This window comes from Corynebacterium lujinxingii (genome assembly GCF_014490555.1).
GTDB lineage: Bacteria > Actinomycetota > Actinomycetes > Mycobacteriales > Mycobacteriaceae > Corynebacterium > Corynebacterium lujinxingii.
The window spans coordinates 957,527-977,880 of sequence record NZ_CP061032.1 but is presented as its reverse complement, the minus strand read 5'-3'; the positions used below and the strand labels follow the sequence as shown (position 1 = coordinate 977,880).

At 63.5% G+C, this 20,354-nt stretch carries 19 protein-coding genes and 1 tRNA gene; 12 read left to right on the top strand and 8 right to left on the bottom strand.

The window, feature by feature from the left end:
* Window positions 1-179 precede the first annotated feature (179 nt).
* Entirely contained in the window at window positions 180-1,919 is a 1,740-nt protein-coding gene (locus tag IAU68_RS04875) for a long-chain fatty-acid--CoA ligase (protein ID WP_171193468.1), read from the top strand.
* Between the two features lie 20 nt (window positions 1,920-1,939).
* Window positions 1,940-3,085, top strand: a complete 1,146-nt coding sequence (locus IAU68_RS04870) for a glycerol dehydrogenase (protein ID WP_171193469.1) — start codon at window positions 1,940-1,942, stop codon at window positions 3,083-3,085.
* Window positions 3,086-3,149: 64 nt separating this feature from the next.
* Here the strand turns inward: IAU68_RS04870 and thrB are convergent, their stop codons facing one another.
* From thrB to argS, 4 genes are all read right to left on the bottom strand, one after another.
* Window positions 3,150-4,079, bottom strand: a complete 930-nt coding sequence (gene thrB / locus IAU68_RS04865; protein ID WP_171193470.1) for a homoserine kinase — start codon at window positions 4,077-4,079, stop codon at window positions 3,150-3,152.
* A gap of 13 nt (window positions 4,080-4,092) precedes the next feature.
* On the bottom strand, window positions 4,093-5,445 hold the full coding sequence (locus IAU68_RS04860) for a homoserine dehydrogenase (RefSeq protein ID WP_171193471.1): 1,353 nt from the start codon (window positions 5,443-5,445) through the stop codon (window positions 4,093-4,095).
* Window positions 5,446-5,529: 84 nt separating this feature from the next.
* A complete protein-coding gene (gene lysA / locus IAU68_RS04855) occupies window positions 5,530-6,894 on the bottom strand; it encodes a diaminopimelate decarboxylase (RefSeq protein WP_171193472.1) in 1,365 nt (454 codons plus the stop codon).
* A complete protein-coding gene (gene argS / locus IAU68_RS04850; RefSeq protein WP_171193473.1) occupies window positions 6,895-8,547 on the bottom strand; it encodes an arginine--tRNA ligase in 1,653 nt (550 codons plus the stop codon).
* A gap of 186 nt (window positions 8,548-8,733) precedes the next feature.
* Here argS and IAU68_RS04845 point away from each other — a divergent pair, with 186 nt between their 5' ends.
* The 5 genes from IAU68_RS04845 (at window position 8,734) to IAU68_RS04825 (ending at window position 13,864) form a co-directional block, all read left to right on the top strand.
* The gene (locus IAU68_RS04845; protein ID WP_171193474.1) at window positions 8,734-10,422 is read left to right on the top strand and encodes an L-lactate permease; all 1,689 of its coding nucleotides are present in this window, start codon (window positions 8,734-8,736) and stop codon (window positions 10,420-10,422) included.
* A 93-nt stretch (window positions 10,423-10,515) separates the two neighbouring features.
* Entirely contained in the window at window positions 10,516-11,301 is a 786-nt protein-coding gene (locus IAU68_RS04840; RefSeq protein WP_171193475.1) for a (Fe-S)-binding protein, read from the top strand.
* Window positions 11,298-12,848, top strand: coding sequence for a LutB/LldF family L-lactate oxidation iron-sulfur protein (locus tag IAU68_RS04835; protein WP_171193476.1), 1,551 nt, complete (start codon window positions 11,298-11,300; stop codon window positions 12,846-12,848). Before IAU68_RS04840 ends, IAU68_RS04835 begins: the two co-directional genes overlap by 4 nt.
* Complete coding sequence (locus tag IAU68_RS04830; RefSeq protein WP_171193477.1) at window positions 12,849-13,529, top strand: LutC/YkgG family protein; 681 nt, start codon at window positions 12,849-12,851, stop codon at window positions 13,527-13,529.
* Window positions 13,530-13,790: 261 nt separating this feature from the next.
* Window positions 13,791-13,864, top strand: a tRNA-Arg gene (locus tag IAU68_RS04825).
* Window positions 13,865-14,207: 343 nt separating this feature from the next.
* On the opposite strand, the gene IAU68_RS04820 is transcribed toward IAU68_RS04825, so the two are convergent.
* Both IAU68_RS04820 and cmtR read right to left on the bottom strand, forming a co-directional pair.
* Complete coding sequence (locus IAU68_RS04820; RefSeq protein ID WP_171193478.1) at window positions 14,208-14,804, bottom strand: cadmium resistance transporter; 597 nt, start codon at window positions 14,802-14,804, stop codon at window positions 14,208-14,210.
* The gene (gene cmtR, locus IAU68_RS04815; RefSeq protein ID WP_171193479.1) at window positions 14,804-15,163 is read right to left on the bottom strand and encodes a Cd(II)/Pb(II)-sensing metalloregulatory transcriptional regulator CmtR; all 360 of its coding nucleotides are present in this window, start codon (window positions 15,161-15,163) and stop codon (window positions 14,804-14,806) included. Before cmtR ends, IAU68_RS04820 begins: the two co-directional genes overlap by 1 nt.
* Window positions 15,164-15,255: 92 nt before the next feature.
* Between cmtR and IAU68_RS04810 the strand changes: the two genes are divergently transcribed.
* The 5 genes from IAU68_RS04810 to IAU68_RS04790 all read left to right on the top strand — a co-directional run bounded on the left by IAU68_RS04810 (window position 15,256) and on the right by IAU68_RS04790 (window position 19,560).
* Window positions 15,256-15,525 (top strand): hypothetical protein, encoded by a 270-nt coding sequence (locus tag IAU68_RS04810; RefSeq protein ID WP_171193480.1) that lies wholly within the window; start codon window positions 15,256-15,258, stop codon window positions 15,523-15,525.
* A gap of 83 nt (window positions 15,526-15,608) precedes the next feature.
* Window positions 15,609-15,800 (top strand): hypothetical protein, encoded by a 192-nt coding sequence (locus IAU68_RS04805; protein ID WP_016664492.1) that lies wholly within the window; start codon window positions 15,609-15,611, stop codon window positions 15,798-15,800.
* A 548-nt stretch (window positions 15,801-16,348) separates the two neighbouring features.
* Window positions 16,349-17,236, top strand: a complete 888-nt coding sequence (locus tag IAU68_RS04800) for a CPBP family intramembrane glutamic endopeptidase (RefSeq protein WP_171193481.1) — start codon at window positions 16,349-16,351, stop codon at window positions 17,234-17,236.
* Between the two features lie 138 nt (window positions 17,237-17,374).
* Window positions 17,375-17,863 (top strand): hypothetical protein, encoded by a 489-nt coding sequence (locus tag IAU68_RS04795; RefSeq protein ID WP_171193482.1) that lies wholly within the window; start codon window positions 17,375-17,377, stop codon window positions 17,861-17,863.
* Window positions 17,864-17,952: 89 nt separating this feature from the next.
* Window positions 17,953-19,560 (top strand): alpha/beta fold hydrolase, encoded by a 1,608-nt coding sequence (locus IAU68_RS04790; RefSeq protein ID WP_171193483.1) that lies wholly within the window; start codon window positions 17,953-17,955, stop codon window positions 19,558-19,560.
* 33 nt (window positions 19,561-19,593) lie between these two features.
* On the opposite strand, the gene IAU68_RS04785 is transcribed toward IAU68_RS04790, so the two are convergent.
* Both IAU68_RS04785 and IAU68_RS04780 read right to left on the bottom strand, forming a co-directional pair.
* On the bottom strand, window positions 19,594-19,818 hold the full coding sequence (locus IAU68_RS04785; protein WP_171193484.1) for a PspC domain-containing protein: 225 nt from the start codon (window positions 19,816-19,818) through the stop codon (window positions 19,594-19,596).
* Between the two features lie 60 nt (window positions 19,819-19,878).
* Window positions 19,879-20,349 (bottom strand): MarR family winged helix-turn-helix transcriptional regulator, encoded by a 471-nt coding sequence (locus tag IAU68_RS04780; RefSeq protein ID WP_171193485.1) that lies wholly within the window; start codon window positions 20,347-20,349, stop codon window positions 19,879-19,881.
* Between the last annotated feature and the right edge of the window lie 5 nt (window positions 20,350-20,354).

The following is a 20,354-nucleotide window of genomic DNA, read 5'->3' as shown; positions in this document are numbered from 1 at the left end:
TCAAAGGCCCCTGCCGGATCTCGCGGGCGCAGGGTGAAACTGCTGTGCGGCCCGCCAGCGCACCCCCACCTGGGTCGTCCCGGCCGGGTGCGGTTCGCACGATCCTTCGCAAAGTGTAGCGCATCTGAGCGCATGTATTAATCCAGGGCGTGTCGGCTGGCTTCGCTAACATTGCCAGCATGCTTTCAACGATGCAGGAAGTGCCGTTTTCCGTCGCCCGCATCCTCGAGTATGGGAGGACAGTCCACGGCGCAATGAAGTGCACCACGTGGCGCACCGACGGCGCGGAGGAGACCACCTTCGCCGAAATCGGCGCGCGCGCCGCCGCGTTTGCGCATGCGCTTCACGACGACCTCGGCATCGACGGCGACCAGCGCGTGTCCACCATGCTGTACAACTGCGCCGAGCACCTCGAGGTGATGTTCGCGGTGGCCGCCAAGGGCGCGGTGTTCAACCCGTTGAACATCCAGCTCATGATTGACCAGATCGCGTACGTGGCCAACCACTCCGAAACAGAGCTGGTTGTGGCCGATCCCCGCCTCGCCGAGAAGCTGGCCAAGGTCGTGGAACAGACGCCGAAGGTGCGCGCCGTGGCGTTTACGGGCGCCGAACCGTTCGACGACGCCGCCGCGCTGTTGCCCGACCACATCGAGGTGTACAGCTACGAGACGCTTCTCGACGGCCGCTCCACCGTCTACGACTGGCCCGAACTGCCCGAAAACACGGCGGCCGCGCTGGTGTACTCCACCGCCACCACCGGCGCCCCGAAGGGCGTGGCCTACTCCCACCGCTCGCTGTGGTTGGAGGCGACGGGTTTGCGCGCCACCGACTCGCTGGCTGTTACCCACGGCGAGACGTTTTTGTGCTGCATCCCGATCTACCACGTGCTGAGTTGGGGCGTGCCCTTCGCCGCTTTCCTCGCCGGCACCCCACTCGTACTGCCGGATTCGGACGTTTCCGCGCCCACACTCGCAAAACTCATCGCGGGCACCCACCCGCGCGTCGCCCACGGCGTGCCCACCCTGTGGATCCAGCTGATGGTGCACTACCTGCACAACGCCCCGGAGCGCATGAGCCTGCAGGAGATTTTTGTCGGCGGCTCCCCTGCCCCGCCGGCGTTGATCAAGGTGTGGGAGGAGCGCTACGGCGTTGACATTGTGCACTGCTGGGGCATGACGGAAACCTCCACGGTGGGCACCGTTGCCCGCCCGCCCTCGGGTGTGTCCGGCGAGGCGCGTTGGGCGTACCGCATCTCACAGGGCCGCTTCACCCCGGCACTGGAGTACCGCGTAGTCAACGACGGCCAAGTCATGGCCTCCAACGACCGCACCCAGGGCGAGATCCAGGTGCGCGGCAACATGGTCGCCGCTGGCTACTACCACTCGCCCACCCAGGAACCGGGCGAAATCGCGGCCACGTTCCGCGGCGAGGATGTAGACGACGTTCGCAAGCACTTCACCGCCGACGGCTGGCTTCGCACAGGCGACGTGGGCACCGTGACCAACGCCGGGTTCATGACTCTGTACGATCGCGCCCGCGACGTCATCCGCTCCGGCGGCGAGTGGATCTACTCCGCCCAGGTGGAAAATTTGATCATGGAGTCCGAGGACGTCATCGAGTGCGCCGTGATCGGCATCCCCGACCAGAAGTGGGGCGAGCGCCCGCTCGCTGTGACGAAATTGCTCGCCGGCATCGAGCCGTCCAAGGAGACCGCGGCCCGGCTTCGCGCGTCGCTGGCGGAGAATTTGCCGAAGTGGATGGCACCGGAATATTGGACGTTTGTGGACACCATCGACAAGACGTCTGTCGGGAAATTCGATAAGAAAGACCTGCGTAAACACTTGGAGCGCAACGAATTTAACATCATCGCCCTGCCGGGACCCGGCAGCCGCCAGAATTCCGGCTCGACAAAACGCTAAGCGCGGTACGCTTGGGAGGCATGACGACCAAGCCACGCATTTTCTCTAGCCCATCCCGTTACGTTCAGGGCAAAAACGCCATCCACGAGCTCGGCACCTACCTCAAGCAGCTCGGCACCAACCCGCTACTGCTTGCCGACGACACCGTGTGGGGCCTCATCGAAGATCAGTTGACCGACGGCTTCAAGCAGGAGGACCTGCCCGTTAACCGTGTGCAGTTCGAGGGCTTTGCCACCGCAAAGCGTGTCGACGACACCATGCAGCTCATCAAGGACAACAACTACGACGTCGTGGTCGGCATCGGTGGCGGCTCCGCAATTGACTCCGCGAAGGCCGCCGGTTTCCAAGCCGGTATCAACTGGGCATCGGTGCCCACCGCCGCATCCTCCGACGCCCCGACCTCCACCCTGTCGGTGATCTACACCGAGGACGGCGCCTTCGACGAGTATCGCTTCTTCCCGCGCAACCCGGACCTGGTGCTCATTGACACCCAGCTTGTCGCCGGCGCACCGGAGAAGTTCCTCGTCGCCGGCATCGGCGATGCCCTGGCCACCTGGGTCGAGGCGCGCGCCACCGCCAAGGGCAACGGCACCACCATGAACGGCGGCAAGCCGACCCGCGCGGGCGCAGCCCTTGCGGAACTGTGCGCGAACATCCTGCGCAAGGATGCCTTCGCCGCTCTCGACGCGGTGCGCGCCGGCATTGTCACCCCCGCCCTCGACGCTGTTGTGGAGGCCAACACACTGCTGTCCGGCCTGGGCTTCGAGTCCGGCGGCCTGGCGGCAGCGCACGCCATCCACGACGGCCTGTCCGCAGCCGAGCAGACCCACGGCCTATCGCACGGCGAGAAGGTTAACATCGGCACCATCGCGCAGCTGATCATGGAGGGCGCCGACACTGAGGAGCTCGAGGACTTCATCGAGTTCTCCACCAAGGTCGGCCTGCCCACCACCCTGACCGAGGTCGGCATCGACCCGGAGGACCGCGAGACGCTCGAGGCTGTAGCCAAGGCGGCCACCGCCGAGGATGAGACGATCCACAACATGCCGTTCCCGGTCGAGCCGGAACAGGTCGTCGAGGCGCTGATCGTGCTCGAGAACACTGGCCGCCGCGTCCGCGAAGAGCGCGGACTGCCGGAGCCGAAGAAGTACGTGAACAAGCACTAAGACACTGAAGTGCCGGAAGGCCGCGCTGGGGTATCCCGCGCGGCCTTTTGTGTGTGACGGAGTATTAGTCGCGCACCAGCTCTGCGGTCGCAGGCCCTGCCACGTCGAGTTCGATGACGCGGAGGCCGGCCTCACGGGCTTCGTCGAGAAGCGATGCGTCAACGTCGGAGGTGGTGAGCACGAGCGCGGTCGGGCCGGCGCCGGAGAGGTATGCGGCGTGGCCGCGGTTGCGCAGACGGTTGACCCACTCCGCGGTCACCGGCAGCACATCGGCGCGGTACGGCTGGTGCAGGCGGTCGCGGGTGCCTTCGAACAGCAGGTCCGGGTGGTGCTGCAGCGCGGCGGTCATCACGGCCGTGCGCGACACGTTGAAACGCGCGTCGGTGTGGGTGACGTGGCTCGGCAGCACTTTGCGCACCGCGTTGGTGGACGCGTGGAAGTCCGGCACGAGCGCGACGGCCTTGATGGTTTCGTCGACAGGAATCCGCACGGCGCGGTACGACGGCTTGGAGCGGCCGTCGACGGGGATGTCGGTCCAGGACACCACTGCGCCGCCGAGTGCGGAGGCGCCGGCGTTGTCCGGGTGGCCTTCGAACTCGGAGGACAGCTGCACGATGGTGTCCTCGTCGAGCGGCGAGCCGGCGAGCGTATTCGCGGCGACGACTCCGGCCACGGCGGCGGACGCGGAGGACCCCAGCCCGCGCGACTGCGGGATCTGGTTGTGGCACACCACGCGCAATCCTGGCGCGGACACATCAGCCGCGGTCAAACCCGACTGGATCGCCTTGACCACCAGGTTGGAGGAATCGCGCGGCAGATCGTCGGCACCCTCGCCGAAGATCTCCACCTCGAGGCCGGATACGGTGACTTCCACCTCGACGGTGTCGTAGATACTCAGCGCGATGCCGAGGGTGTCGAATCCGGGGCCCAAGTTCGCCGAGGAGCCCGGCACAGTCACGCGCGCCTTCAGGCCTGCCTGTAGATCGGTTGCCATGTCAAGCGCTCCTTTACGCGTCGAGGCGGATTACGGAGTTGACGGCGAGAACGTCGTCGTGGCCGGAGAGCTGCGTGACAATGTTGTCCAGGTCCTCCTCGCGGGCACCGTGCGTGACCACGATCAGGTGCGCCTCATCGCCGGACTCCTCCTGACGCACGGCCGACAGGGAGATTCCTGCCTTGGCAAAGCGCGCGGTGAGGTCGGCGAGCACACCGACGCGGTCGTTGACCGTCATGTTGATGTGGTAGCGGGAGGTCACCTCCGCAAACGGGACCACCGGGTAGTCCGCGTACGGGTTCTCCGCCGGGGCGCGGCCGCCGTGGACCTTGTTGCGTGCGGCGCCGACCAGGTCGCCGAGCACTGCGGATGCTGTGGGGGCGCCGCCGGCGCCGTTGCCGTAAAACATGAGTCGACCTGCTGCTTCTGCCTCGACGAAAATTGCGTTGTAGCTCTTGTCCACGCTCGCCAGCGGGTGCTCGTTGGGCACCAGGGTCGGGTGGACGCGGGCGTTGATGCCGGTGGTGTTACCGGCATCGTCGACAAGCCGCTCGCAGATAGCCAGCAGCTTGATGGTCTGGTTGGACTTCTTCGCCGCCTCGATGTCGTCGGCGGTGACCTTGGTGATGCCCTCGCAGTACACGTCGTCGAAGGTCACGCGGGTGTGGAAGCCCATCGACGCCAAGATGGCGGCCTTGGACGCGGCGTCGTGGCCTTCGACGTCGGCGGTCGGGTCAGCCTCGGCGTAGCCCAGGCGCGTCGCCTCGGCGAGCGCCTCCTCGTAGCTCGCGCCGGTGGCGGCCATCGCGTCCAGGATGAAGTTCGTGGTGCCGTTGACAATGCCGGAGATGCGCTGTACCTGGTCGCCTGCGAGCGAGCGACGCAGCATGCCGACGACCGGGATCGCGGCTGCCACGGCGGCCTCGTAGTAGAGGTCGACGCCGGCGGCGTTGGCGGCGTCGGCGAGTTCCGAGCCGTGCGCGGCAACGAGCGCTTTGTTGGCGGTGACCACCGACTTGCCCGCGCTGAGCGCCTCGAGGACCAACTTGCGCGGGTAGTCGATGCCGCCGATGAGCTCGACGACGATGTCCACGTCGTCGCGGGTGACCAGTTCACTGGCATCGTCGGTCAGGTACAGGCCCTGGATCTCGGGCGCATCCTTGTGCTTGGCCAGGTCTGACACCGCCACGCCACGGACCTCGACAGGCCCGCCGATGCGGTGCTCGAGGTTGGAGGAGAACTCGCTGAGCAAACGCAGCACTTCCGTGCCCACGGTGCCCTTGCCCAGCACCGCAATGCCGACCGGCGTGCCGATGCCCTTACCGGGGTAATTTCCGTTGATGCCCTCTGCACTGGCGACAGTCATGGTCCTAGTGCTCCTTCTACGTTTGTCGAGATGGTCGTATGAACCGCTTGGTCTACTATCGCCGAAGCGGGAAGACGGGGTCAATTAATATTCGCGGGCGAGCAGATCTTCCACTGTCTCGCGCCGCACCATCGGCGTGATGTGTCCACCGCGCACTGAGACCACCGCGGGGCGGCCGAACGCGTTGTAGTTCGACGCCATGGAGTAGCAATACGCTCCCGTCGCCGCGAGCGCGATCAAATCGCCCGGTGAGACGTCCTCCGGCCACTTGGCGTCTTCGACGAGGATGTCACCGGATTCGCAGTGCGAGCCGACCAACCGGGTGTCGGTGGTCTCGCCGTCGACGAATCGGTTGACCACGCGGGCGTCGTAAAGCGCGCCGTACAGCGACGGGCGGATGTTGTCGCTCATGCCGCCGTCGACCGCGATGTAGCGGCGCGAGGTGGTGTACGAGGTGTCGACCTCCTTGATCACACCGGCGGTGTAGACCGTCACCGCGGACGGGCCGGCGATGGCGCGGCCCGGCTCCACGACGACGGTCGGCGCAGCGATACCGAGCTCGTCGGCGACATCCTGCACGGCGGCCAACAGGTCGCGCGCGACGGCGGCGACGTCGAGAGGCTCCTCCCCCGGCATGTAGGCGATGCCGTAGCCGCCGCCGAGATCCAAATAGCCGAGCGCCACACCGCAGGTCTTCCAGACCTCGGCGTACAAGCCGAGCACGCGCTCCGCGGCGAGTTTGAAGCCTTCCGCATCGAATACCTGGGAACCGACGTGGCAGTGCAGGCCGGTCAGTTCGAGCGACGGCGAGTCGATCGCCGCGACGGCAGCTGTCAGCGCATCGCCGGTGGCCAGCGAAATGCCGAACTTCTGGTCTTCGTGGCTGGTAGCGATAAATTCGTGCGTGTGCGCGTCCACGCCGGGCTTGACGCGGATGAACACGTCCTGCTTCACGCCCGCCTCGTGCGCGACGGTCTCGAGTTGCGCAAGTTCCTGGTGCGAGTCGATGACAACGTGGCCGACCTTCGAGTCGACGCACAGGCGCAAAAACGCGTCGGACTTGTTGTTGCCGTGGACGGTGATGCGCTCCGGCGGGAAGTTCGCGGCCAGGGCGATGCGCAGCTCGTTTTCGCTGGCCACGTCGAGCGCGAGTCCTTCTTCGTCGACCCAGCGCGCGATGTGGCGGGTCAAAAACGCCTTGGACGCGTAGTGCACGTTCGCCGGCGCGCCGAAGGCTTTGGCCATGTCGCGGCAGCGGGAGCGGAAATCGTCCTCGTCGACCACAACCACCGGGGTGCCGTACTCTGCAACGATCTCCGGCAGCGGCACACCTGCAATCGTGACCACGCCATCTTCTTCACGCTTGGCGTTGCGCGGCCAGACGTGCGCAGGTAGGTCGTTGAAGTCGCCTTCGTCGGTGCTGTACGGGGTGGAGATGAAAACGGTCATTTACATCCGCTCCGGTGCGCTCACGCCGATCAGGTGCAGGGCGTTGGCGATGACCTGGCGCGTCGCCATGGCCAGCGCGAGACGCGCAGTGTGCACTGGCTCAGCCTCGTCGCCGGCCTTCGGCAGGATCTGGCACGAGTCGTAGAACTTGTGGAAGGCGGAGGCCAGCTCCTCGGTATAGCGGGCAATGCGGTGCGGCTCGCGCAGCTCCGCGGCGGCGCGCACCACAGCCGGGAATTCGCCGATGGTGCGGATCAAATCGCCTTCTTTGTCGTGGGACAGCAGCGACAGATCCGGGTCCTCGTAGGAGACCCCGGCCTCGTTTGCCTTGCGCTCGATCGAGCACAGGCGGGCATGGCCGTACTGCACGTAGTAGACGGGGTTGTCGGAGGACTGCTTCGTCCACAGGTCCAGGTCGATATCCAGCGAGGAGTCCACCGAGGAGCGTACGAGCGAGTAGCGGGCGCCGTCGACACCAATCGCGTCGACAAGGTCTTCCAGCGTGATCACGGTGCCGGCGCGCTTGGACATCTTTACGGCCTTGCCGTCGCGCACCAGGTTGACCATTTGGCCGATGAGCACCTCGACTGCGTCGCCGTTGTAGCCCAGCGCCTGCGCAGCAGCCTTCAAGCGTGCAATGTAGCCGTGGTGGTCGGCGCCGAGCATGTAGATCGCCAGCGTGTGGCCGCGGTCGAACTTGTCGGCCACGTACGCGATATCGCCGGCGATGTAGGCGGCGTCACCGTCCGACTTGATCACTACGCGGTCCTTGTCGTCGCCGAAGTCCGACGAGCGCAGCCACCAGGCGTTATCCGCCTCGTACAGGTTGCCGTTGTCCTTCAGCGTGGCAATCGCCTTGTCCACCGCGCCCGATTCAAACAGCGAATTCTCGTGGAAGTACACGTCGAAATCCACGCCGAATTCGTGCAGCGACGCCTTAATCTGCTCGAACATCATCTCCACCCCCGCCGCGCGGAAGGTCTCCTGCACCTCGGCGTCCGAACCCTCGAGAGCATTCGGGTGCTTATCGACGACCGCCTGCGCGATCTCGCGGATGTAGTCGCCTCCGTAGCCGTCCTCGGGTGTCGGGTCGCCCTTGGCCGCAGCCACCAGGGAACGGGAGAAGCGGTCGATCTGCCCGCCGTGGTCGTTAAAGTAGTACTCGCGGGTCACCTCGGCGCCAGCGGCTTCAAGTACGCGGCCGAGCGAGTCGCCCACCGCGGCCCACCGGGTGCCGCCCAAGTGGATCGGGCCGGTTGGGTTGGCTGAGACGAACTCGAGGTTGACCTTTTCTCCCTTGTAGAGCTCGGAGTGACCGAAAGCCTCAGCTTCACTTAGTACCTTCGCAACCAGCTGGCCCTGCGCACCGGCAGCCAGGCGCAGATTGATAAAGCCGGGGCCTGCGACCTCGGCTGCATCGATGGCGGGGTCGGACGAGAGGTCGTCGGCAAGCCAGCCTGCAAGATCGCGCGGATTGGTGCCGGCTTTCTTCGCCACTTGCAGGGCGATGTTTGTGGCGTAGTCGCCGTGCTCCGGGTTGCGCGGCCGTTCCACAGTCACGGTGTCGGGCACGACGGAGGCATCGAGATCATGGGCTGCGAGCACGCGCGATGCGGCTTCTTTCACGGTGGTTGCGAGTTCAGCTGGCGTCATGGGGCACAAGTCTAAATCACCCGCCGACACGGCAAGCAGCTCGTCCCAATCTTCCGGTATACCGCTGCTACCACTATAAGTGGATTAGGTCACACCAAACTGCTCCCCCTCCATTCGTCACTTTCAGGGTGTAGATGGCATATTTAGTCCAGTCATTGTCCCTCCCTGACTCGAAAGAGCACTCCTATGGACCAATTCCAAGTCGTCACCGACGCTGTCGGTGGCAGCACGGGGCTGTCGGCGCTGGTTTCAACACTGCCGCTGTTAACCTTCTTCATCATGCTGCTGGGCTTCAAGGCCCGCGCCCACACTTCCGGCGCAGTTGCGTTGGTTGTGGCAATTTTGATCGCGATCCTCGGCTTCAACATGCCAACCGCAATGGCGATTTCTTCGGCATTCCGCGGCGGCCTGTTCGGCCTGTTCCCCATTGTCTTCGTCATCCTGACAGCGATCTGGTTCTACCAGATCACGGTCGCCTCCGGTCGCTTCGAGGACCTGCGCCTGGTCTTCGACAAAATGGGCAACGGCGACGTGCGCATCCAGGCGATGCTCATCGCGTTCTGCTTCGGCGGCCTCCTTGAGGCCCTCGCCGGCTTCGGTGCACCGGTTGCAATTACCGCGACGATGATCCTCGCCCTGGGTATTCCGCCGTTGAAGGCCGCGACAGTTGTCCTTATCGCGAACACCGCCCCAGTGGCGTTCGGTGCTGTAGCCATTCCGATTACCACTGCCGGCGACGTGGGCGGCCGAACCTTGGAGCAGACCGAGAACATCGCTGCGATTGTGGGCCACCAGACCCCGTTGCTGGCATTCTTCGTGCCGTTCATCATCGCCTTGCTTATCGACGGCTGGCGCGGCGTTCGCGAAACAGCACCCGCCGCCGGCGTCATCGGCCTGTCCTTCGCTATAGCGCAATGGTGGACCTCCAACCACTTCGCATATCAGCTCACCGACGTCATTGCCTGCATCGTCGCGCTCGGCGCCGCGTTCGTCCTCCTGCACTTCTGGCAGCCGCGTGGCGTCCACGAGATGCGTGAGCGCCTGGGCCTCGAGCCGTACGCGGGCGAAGCCGCCGATGCGGAATCGGGCCGGCTTACCGGAAGCCGCATCTGGATGGCGCTGATGCCCTACGCAGTCGTTGTCCTTGTCTTTGGTATCGCAAACCTGGGCACCACGATTCCGGAGTGGCTCAAGTCCTTCAAGCTGACTTTCCCGTGGCCGGGTCTGGACGGCAAGCTTTACGACGCCGCCGGCGAGGCAGTCAACAGCGACTACACCTTCGCCTGGATCAACAACCCAGGCACCCTGCTGGTCATCTCCGCGCTCATCGTCTCCATCGCGTACATGGTGTTCAACGAGAACGGCCGCTACAGCCTCACCTGGGGCCAGGTGGGCAAGGAGTTCACCGACACCGTGTGGAAGATGCGTTGGTCCGCCCTGACCATCGTGCTCGTGCTCGCACTGGCCTACGTGATGAACTACTCCGGCCAGACCGTGACCATCGGCGAGTTCTTCGCCAACCTCGGCCCGGCGTTCGCATTCTTCGCGCCGATGCTCGGCTGGGTCGGTGTAGCAGTCACCGGATCCGACACGTCCGCTAACGCGCTGTTCGCCAATCTTCAGGTCACCGCCGCGCACAACCTGGGCCTCAACCCGGATCTCATGCTCGCGGCGAACACCACTGGTGGTGTCGTCGGCAAGATGATCTCGCCACAGTCGCTCGCCATCGCCGCAACCGCGGTCAATATGGAGGGCAAGGAGTCCGAACTCTTCAAGAAGGTTGTGGGCTGGTCCTTCGGCTTCCTCCTCGCCGTGTGCGTGATAGTCTTCTTGCAGTCGAACGTCTTGAGCGCTTTGGCTCCGGTGGTTCCGTAACTGCACTGTTTTTTTACGGAGCTCCCGAAGCCCAGGCGGGCTCGGGAGTTTCGTCATTTTTCCAGAGATTTTCCACGATAGGAGCCCCGATAAATGCGAGTAGCTCTGTTCTCTACTTGTATCGGTGACGCCCTCTTCCCCGACGCACACAAGGCTTCGGCCATTGTGCTTTCCCGCCTGGGCTACGAGGTTGTCTTCCCCGAACAGCAGACCTGCTGCGGCCAGATGCACGTCAACACTGGCTACAAGGAGCAGGCCGTTCCCATCATTGAGACCTACGTCGACGCATTCGCTGATCCGTCGATCGACTACGTCGTGGCTCCCTCCGGCTCCTGCGCAGGTGCCGTGCGCGAGCAGCACGTCGAGCTGGCGGAGCGTTTCGGCTCCAAGGCTCTTGTCGACGGCGCAAAGATCGCGTCCAAGAAGACCTACGACCTCTCCGAGTTCATTGTCGATGTCGCAGGCACCTACGACGTCGGTGCGTTCTTCCCGCACCGCGTGACCTACCACTCCTCCTGCCACTCGCTGCGCTTCCTCAAGGTCGGCGACCGTCCGACCGAGCTGCTGCGCCACGTCGAGGGCCTGGAACTGGTGGATCTGCCGAACTCCGAGGAGTGCTGTGGCTTCGGCGGCACGTTCTCCGTGAAGATGCCGGAGGTCTCCTCCGCCATGGTTTCCGACAAGGTTCGCCACATCAAGGAGACCCAGGCCGAGTACGTCACCGCCGGTGACTCCTCCTGCCTGATGAACATCGGCGGTGCGCTCTCCCGCCAGCGCCAGGGCATCCGTGCCGTGCACATGGCTGAGATCCTTGCCTCCACCAAGGAGAACCCGCTGACTCCGACGTCCGCTGCGTACACGAAGGAGAAGATGCTGTGAAGGTTGCACTCGGTCAACCCACGATGCCGCCGTTTGCCAACGGCCCGTCCCACCTGCGCGGCAAAGAGAAGTTCCAGAAGGCTGCGCACCACGAGCTAAACGACGTCACCAAGCGCCGCAACTACCAGTACGCAACCACGACCATTCGTGTGAAGCGTCAGGCAGTCGTCGACGAGCTGGACGACTGGCAGCAGCTGCGCGAAGCGGGCTCCACGATCAAGCGCGACGTTGCGGCACGTATGCCGGAGCTGCTCGAGCAGTTCGAGGAGAACGTGACCAAGCGCGGCGGCCACGTCCACTGGGCACGCGACTCCAAGGAAGCCAACGAGATCATCCAGGATCTGGTGAAGGCAACTGGCGAGGACAAGGTCGTCAAGATCAAGTCCATGGCCACCCAAGAGATCGCGCTGAACGAGGAGCTGGAAAAGGCCGGCGTCTTCGCGCAGGAGACTGACTTAGCTGAGCTCATCGTGCAGCTCGGCGAGGACTTCCCCTCCCACATTCTCGTCCCGGCGATCCACCGCAACCGCGCGGAGATCCGCGATATCTTCACCGCGAAGATGCCGAACACCGACGAGACACTGACGCAGGAGCCTGCAGAGCTTGCCGAGGCCGCGCGCCAGTACCTGCGCCAGCAGTTCATGGAAGCCAAGGTCGCTATCTCCGGCGCCAACTTCGGTTGCGCCGACACCGGCACCGTCTCCATCGTCGAGTCCGAGGGCAACGGCCGTATGTGCCTGACCCTGCCGGAGACGCTCATCACCGTGATGGGCATTGAGAAGCTGCTGCCGAACTTCGAGGACCTCGGTGTCTTCCTGCAGCTGCTGCCGCGCTCCTCCACCGGTGAGCGCATGAACCCGTACACGTCCCTGTGGTCCGGTGTGACCGAGGGCGACGGCCCGCAGAACTTCCACATTGTTCTTCTGGACAACGGCCGTACCGCGGCAATGTCCAACGAGATCGGCCGCGAGGCGCTCAAGTGCATCCGCTGCTCCGCCTGCCTGAACGTGTGCCCGGTCTACGAGCGTGCCGGTGGTCACTCCTACGGTTCGACCTACCCGGGCCCGATCGGTGCCATCCTGTCGCCGCAGCTCACCGGCATCGACTCCAGCGATGACCCGAACGGCTCCCTGCCGTTCGCGTCTTCCCTGTGCGGTCGTTGCAACGAGGTCTGCCCGGTGAAGATCCCGATCACCGACATCTTGCTGGAGCTGCGCTACCAGAAGGCGAAGAATGAGCCGAGCTACATCGAGCGCGCCTCATTCGGTGCCCTGTCCAAGGTTTGGGGCAACAGTGGAGCGTGGAACCGCGTCGTCCGCCTGGCGACGCTGGGCCGCATTCTCGGCGGCTTTAACGGCACGATCGAGACCATGCCGCCGCCAATTTCCGGTTGGACGGAGTTCCGCGATGTCGCGGTCCCGCCGAAGAAGACCTTCCGCGAGTGGTGGGAGACCGACGAGGCGAAGAACCTGCTTGCCGACGCACGCAAGCAAGGTGTTCCGGAGGGCCAGAACGTCACCGGCGAGCGTTTCGAGGAGGAGAAGTAAATGACTACCCGCATTGGTAACGCTGCCGGCTCCCCCGCCCGCGACGCACGCAACGAGGACGCGAAGCGCGAGATTCTCAAGCGCATCCGCGATGCCCACAAGCTCTCGGACGTTCCCGAGCACGTCGAGGTGGTCCGCGAGTACCGCACCACTTCCGACATCAAGGGCGACGAGCTGCGCGAGATCCTCATCGACCGCCTCGTGGACTACAAGGCTGACGTCGTCGAGACGACCGAGCAGACTCTTCACGACGATCTGCTGAAGGTCCTGGCCGACCGCAAGTGCAACGACGTCGTCTACGCACCGGGCCTGGACGCGAAGCTCTTCGACGGCTTCTCCGGCACCGCACGCCCGGACGACAACGCGACCGATCCGCGCGAGCTCAGCGACGTCGACGCCGTGGTGACCGATTCCCACGTCACCTCCGCGCAGACCGGCTCCATCGTCTTGGAGTCCGGCGACGTGTGCGGCCGCCGCGCCCTGTCGCTGGTTCCGGACCGCCACATCTGCATCGTGCGTGCCGACACCGTCGTCTACGGCGTGCCGGAGATGATCGCCCGCATCGACCCGGAGCGCCCGGCCACGATGATTTCTGGCCCGTCCGCTACCTCCGACATCGAGCTCGTGCGCGTCGAGGGCGTGCACGGCCCACGTGACCTCATCGTCATGGTCGTGAAGTAGCCCGCCCCCGCTGGTGCTGCCCAGCGCCGGTAACGGCATAACGAAACGGCCGGTCCCTTTCGGGGCCGGCCGTTTCGCTGTCATTGTTTCCCGTGTCACGCCGTTCCCGCGGCGCGCACAAATCATTATGGGGCGCAGCTGTTGAAAAACCATGGCGTGAAGCTGAGAGATCCCCTAGCGTTGCGTGCCGATTCGCTACCGGCACATAACCACCATGCAATTTCATCGCACCGCGTCGTGGGTGCTAGTCTGATTAGCATTGTCTCCGTAGCTCAGTGGATTAGAGCATTGGTTTCCGGTACCAAAGGTCGCAGGTTCGAATCCTGTCGGGGACACGCTTTGTTTTGGGGGTTTCACGAAACTAATCCAATCTTTTCACGAAACCTCCTGCCGGCCGAAGGAAAACGGCCGCGAACACATAAATGACCCGCTCCGTTCGTTCGGAGGGGTCATTTTTCTTTGTCTGAACGCCGTTCCTGCTCGGGTTATAGCGCGGATTGTTTATGAGCGCGGACCGAGCCACGGAAGAGTTTCCGTACTCATCTGGTGGCGCGGTTTTTGCAGCGCTTCATAGCGGTCTTGTTGCTGTGATCACGCAGGACTGGCTGCGGGTAGTTGTTGGGGTCTGAACCGAGAGGGGTGCGCCCGGTCGGGGCCGTTTGGAACGCTGCCGCTACGTCAGAGCCCGAAGGCTCCGCCGCTGACGAGGATCACGATGCCGAGGCCGATGAGAACGATGGGAAAGAGGATGTCCTCAAAGCGTTCGAGCACTTCCGCGATCGGGGGGCGGGTTGCGACGAACTTTGCCAGGGCCACCAGGACCGCAACGAGCACGAGGAAGATAACGCAGTAGGCGACTACTGTGAGAGGTTCCACGCTGAGGAATACAGGGGTGTAGACGCCGATATTGTCGCCACCGTTGGCAAAGGTGACGCCTGCGACTGTCCCCACGCCGACTTTCTTGCCGGCAACCTTGGCCTCGTCATCGTCGTCATCGTCTCCGCGCCAGGCCTCCCATGCGGCCCAGAGGCCGATACCCAGAGGGATGAGACCAAAGTATGGAATAGCTGCCGGGGGCAGAAATGCTCCGGCGCCGACGGTCACAAGGATCGCGGCGACGAGGATGCCGGCAAATCCGAGGTACTGGCCGGCCAGAATACGGGCGGTGGTGCCGCTCTGGCCTGCCCCTCGCGCGAAGAAGAGGGCGAGCACGATGATGTCGTCGATGTTGGTAGCTGCGAACAGGCCTATCGCCTGCAAGACCGTGGTGAGCATTACGCACCCTCCCCAGCTGCGTAGCACCCGGGAAGCGTGCAGGCGGGATCCATGCACGGGGCGTCTTCGTCTACTGCCAGGGTGGCATCGACCAGTGCCGCCAGTGCCTGTGCCAGGTGCGGATCGGCGATCTCGTATCGTGTCCGACGCCCCTCGGGCTCGGAGACGACGATCCCACAATCGCGCAAGCATGCCAGGTGGTTGGACACGTTCGGGCGTGTCAGGTCCAAAGCTCGAGCCAGTTCCGCCGGGTAAGCGGGATGGTCGAGCAGGGTCAAGATGATCCGCGATCGAGTGGGGTCGGCCAGTGCACGACCCAGGCGGTTCATCACGTCGAGACGTGAAGCAATAGTAAGCATGCGCTGAACTATACAGCGAGCACTGAACTAGTCAAGTTCCGGGTAGCGGTGCAGCTGTGTGTGCTGCTCAAGAGACAGTGGAAGGAGCAGAGATGGCAGAGATTCCGGCAAAGTTGCGAAAACAGCGTCGCCAGCTCGAGATTCAAGTTGCGCACGAGCCTGGCGTAGTTCGGGAGATCGGTTTTCAGGCCCCAAGCAATGATCCGAACGGGACAAAACTCGATGGCCTCATCATCTTGAACCGCGAAGGCTCGAACAAACTTATCTACCTCATCCGCAGCCTCGACTCGATTCCCGTTTACAGCGGGGCACCTCGGGGTTCGACGACGGTTCGCGCCGCCAAGGAGAGCCTTGCCGGATGAATTGCCGAGAGGGACAACGAGGGAGACAACACTGGCGACGGTGCATACTTGGTTGAACCACGCTCGTTTCTGATGATCGGCCCATGTGCGATTTGTGCCGCGCCCAAGGCAACCGAATTGGCTCGAAGTTCCGTAGCTTTGAAAGTTTCCGCTCGAACCGCAAGTCACCGGAGGTGCTCACCTTTGACGAGCTTGTCGAGCGTTCACGGTGGAGCGTGGAGCTTGCCGAGAGGCAGGAAGAGGCGGAAGCGGAATTTCCTGACTTCCCGTTCTAAAAAGCGCTCCTGCTCACGTCATATAATTGACTTCTGTCGTGTAACCGGAGTCGGAACCCGGTGTAACCGGGGTGTAGCCACGAACCCGCTACAACTGGTCGGGGGTTTACTGAAAGCTCCGTTGTTTCGCGACATCGTTCCTACGGTGTCTCGAGATTTTTGTTTTCGGGGTCGTTCCGGGAGTGCAATTCACAGCCCTCTCTTTGTCGCACCCGTTGTCACGCGGGCGGTATTAAACTTTTTGTAGTAAGGAGGCTTTGGAATGGGCTCTCGGTTCGAAATGGGGTTTGGCGGGGCACTTGCCACAAGAGAAGAGAATGGAGCGCCATGGGTTCCGCCATGGTGGCAGAGATTCATAGTCGTCCCCTTGGCCGTCCTGGCCATGTATATCGTGTTTCCTGTTGACAGGGACAATTTCAACCTAAGCAACTTACTCAAACCGGCCGCGTGGACACTGGGGGTCTACTACATCGCCATTTTGCCAATCTTTGACTTCCGCAGGTATCGCTGGGATAAGAAACACGGCGAGTAGCGAGGAAGGTGACATCTTGAACGTCTCTACATCCCCCGCCTACCACCTCCTTGGCCGCGCGTATCGACGACCCACCGCACCGCCCAACAATGGCAAACCCACTCCGCCCCGCCCGGCGTGGTGGCGCCCGCTGATAGAACTCATCATCGCTCTGGTGCTTCTGGTCACGCTGACGAGCGCGGCGATCGGCTTGTACTACCTGTACGAGAAGATCGCCCATCCTACGATCAGTGCATTCGAGGAATACTCGTTTTTGGAGCATCCGTACCTCGCAGCCGCCACATTCATTGGGTGGGTGGCGGCGATCCCCGCTGGATTCATCGCTGCCCGAGTGACAGGCCGCGACCCGCGGGCGCTGTGGTCCACGGAACTGCGCTTTAGGTGGCGCAACTTCGGGCTCGCTCTCTTCCCTGCCCTGCTGTTCCTTGGCGCCGAAGGGATCTACGCAGTCGTTATCTCGGACCGGTCCCAGGCGACTTTCACTCCGATGAATCTCGCGGCACTGGCCGTCATCGTCGCGATGACGCCGCTCCAATCGCTGTCCGAAGAACTCTTCTTCCGCGGCTCGCTCGTGCAGATCACCGGCCAGTGGTTCTCCCCCGCCGTGATTGCGTATCTGCTGCCGCTGCTGTTTTTCCTGTCAGGCCACCACTACGGATGGCAAGGCATGGTCAGCGTCACCGTGTTCGCGCTGTGCGCCATCTTCCTCACTCACACAACCGGCGGGATTGAAGCGGCGGCTGCGGTGCACGCCGTCGGCAACACGTTCGCCTACGCGCCGGACGCATTCGGTGTGGACGGGGTGGACTTGGCGGTGTCGTCGTCAAGCGATCTTGCGATCTCGTTAGTGGCCACGGTGGCGGCGACCGCCGGAGCATACGCGCTCATTAGACGCGCTCAGTAACACGAAACTCCAAAACGGCCACGAAGATTACCTGCTGGGGTAGCATCGGGGGCAGAAGACGGAATAAACAGGCGATTTAGCCCACATTTCCTTCCGATTTTTATGCGGTTGGCCCCTCCATTGCATATGATCATACGTATGACAAGCACGCAGTACTCCCAGACCCCCGCAGTGTGGCCTGCTGTCCTGGTCACCGTTATCGCGCTCGTCGCCACGTACTTTGCCGTCGAGGCGGAACTGAGCATCCTGTCCTACGCCCTGATCGCCCTGTTCTTCGGCTGGGCCGTGTGGCTGCTGTCTCGTCGCATTGATCTTGCGCTTGACGACGACTCCTTGACCGCAACCCTCGGTCGCCGCACGCGTACGATCCCCTACTCCCAGATCAAGTCTGTCGAGGAGGGCAAGCGCCCAAAGTTCCACAACTACTCCAAGATCACCTGGCACAACCGCAAGCCGATGCGTTTCGACGACGCCGACACCTTCACCCTTGGCGGCAACACCGTCCGCATCTGCGTCGACGGTGACGAGGACTGCATCGTCGCGGTGCGCGACCGCGACCGTGCGATCACCGAGATCAACGAGCGTATCCGTCCGCTCGGCGGATCCTCCCAGGCAGTCACTGCCTAAGAAAGCGTTCAAAAATGCCCCAGCAGCTTCTCAGCTGCTGGGGTAATTTCGTCTATAGGTATTTTTCGAACTAAATGAAGGAGCCCGTTATGTTGAAGTCCACCACAAAGCGCCTCGTCCACCGGGGTGCTGCTGTGTTGGGTGCACTCGCGCTCGCGCTCACCCCGACCACCGCACCGACCGCGTCTGCTCAGCCAAAGTCCCCAGCCATCACCTGGGAAGCGTGCCCGTTCTATGTGGACGCGAACGGCGCGAAGTGCGGCCGCATCAATGTGCCGATGAACTACAAGGATCCGAAGGCGGGCTCGGTATCCCTCGGCTTTATCAAGATCCCGGCGCAGGTGCCCAGTGCCCGACGCGGCGCACTGTTCGGCAACCCGGGCGGCCCCGGCGGCGAGGCCTACAGCTACTTCGGCACGGAGGGCGGCTTCGAGTGGCCGAAAGAAATCCGCAACGAATGGGACCTGGTGGCTGTCCAGCCGCGCGGCCTGCTCGGCTCCACCCCGCTTAACTGCGCGGAGCCCAATATCAACGACCCTGCGCAGATAGCCAAGTTGCAGTTCGATTCCTACGCAAACAGCGGCGCACTCACCCGCGATCTCTGCGAGCGCCCGCGCCCGGGGTATTCCAAGTCGATCACCACCTATAACAACGCCCGCGACTGGGACATGGTGCGCTGGGCGCTCGGCTACGACCGGATTTCCATTATGGGCCTGTCCTACGGCACCTACCTGGGATCCGCCTACGCGTCGATGTTCCCGAAGCGCACCGACAAGGTCGTGCTCGATTCCGCCATGAACCCGAACGACCAGTGGGCGAAGCTGATGTCGGATCAAAAGGGCGGCTACGAGCGCGCACTGCACGAGTACTTCGCCTGGGTCGCGGCGAACGACGCGAAGTACCGGATGGGCAATACCCCGCTGAAGGCTTACCAGTACTGGTCTAGCGTGGTGGCGAAGCAGGCAGGCACGAACCCGACGGTGACTCCCCCGCCGGCGCGCGTGGGCGATCTTCCCCCGGCGCTGGCATTCGCGGGCCAAGCGGGTGCGGACGCGATGAGCGCCACCGGGAAGGCCCGCGCCGAGGGCGAGGGCATCGTCTCCCGCATGCTTAACCCGGGCGCGAACCAGGTCATGTCGCCGCTGCTGCAGACCACCCGCGGCGCGATCACGCACCCGACACAGTGGGATACCCTGGCGCGGATGACCAACGGCACGCTGCCTGATGCTTATGAGAAGCCGTCTCCGCAGGTACAAAAGTTTATGCAGGAAGAAGCCAAGGCCCGCAACGAACTGCTTGCGGTGCAGACTTGCAACGAAAACGTCGCCGCACCGGATTACCTGCAAGTTCCGAGCGCGCTTTGGGCAATGGAAACCGGCGAGATCATCACTGCCCCGGCACAGATCTTCGGCTCCGGTATGGCATGCAACGGCGCAGCTCCGGTCATCGGCAAGATGCCGCTCAACGGCTCGAAGTTGGCCACCCGCCCGCTGCAGTTCAACGCCACGCGTGACCCGCAGACGATGTACTCAGGCCGCTTCGGCATTGCTAAGCCGATGAACTCGCACCTGGTCACCGTCCACGGGCCGGGACACGGCCACGTCGGCCGCGGCAACAAGGCCGTCGACCAGCAGGTGATCAACTACCTGCGCACCGGCGATCTCGGCCCCGTCAACCAGCCGGGCCACTTCGGCTAAACCCGTCCGAGACGCCAACGCGCCCGCCGAGATTTAGAACTCGGCGGGCATAATTACCCAGGCGATGATGTAGGCAAGCACGCCCGGCATCACGCCTGCCAGCACGAGCGCGATAAAAATGATGCGGATGAGTGTGGAATCCACGCCGAAGTACCTGGCGATGCCACCGCACACGCCGGCGATGTACTTATCGCTCATCGAGCGCTCGAGGCGCTTCGGGGAGTTGTTGTAATTCTGCGGGGTGTACATGTTCGACATGCCACCCATCCAACTCCCCTGCACGGAATCCTGCAATGGAAACCGCTTCGACTTCGGCAGTTAAGGCTGCGTCTTGTCGCCTGTCGCGCCTGCGATGTCGTCGAGGAGGCCTTGCAGCGCGGCTGTACGCTCGTCCGTGAGGTGGTCGAAGATGAGGCGGCGCACCGTCTCCACGTGGTCGGGCGCGGCAGCAGCGAGTCGCGACAGCCCGTCGTCGGTGATTGTGACCAGGATGCCACGGGCGTCGCCTGGGCTGACTTGCTTTGCGACGAGCCCGCGTTTTTCCATCCGCGTCACCTGGTGCGACGTGCGGGAACGGTCCCAACCCAACTCGCCGCACAGATCACGAAGCCGCAAGGTTCGGTTGTGGGCTTCCGAGAGCACCACCAGCACCGAGAAGTCGGGCGAGGACAGCGCTGCGGTGTCCTGCAAGCGGTCGTCGATAGTTGTGGTGACGTTTCGGAACACCTCGAGGATGGTCCTCCAGAGGTGCTGCTCGTCGTCACTCAGCCATCGCGGTTGTGCAGTCATAATCT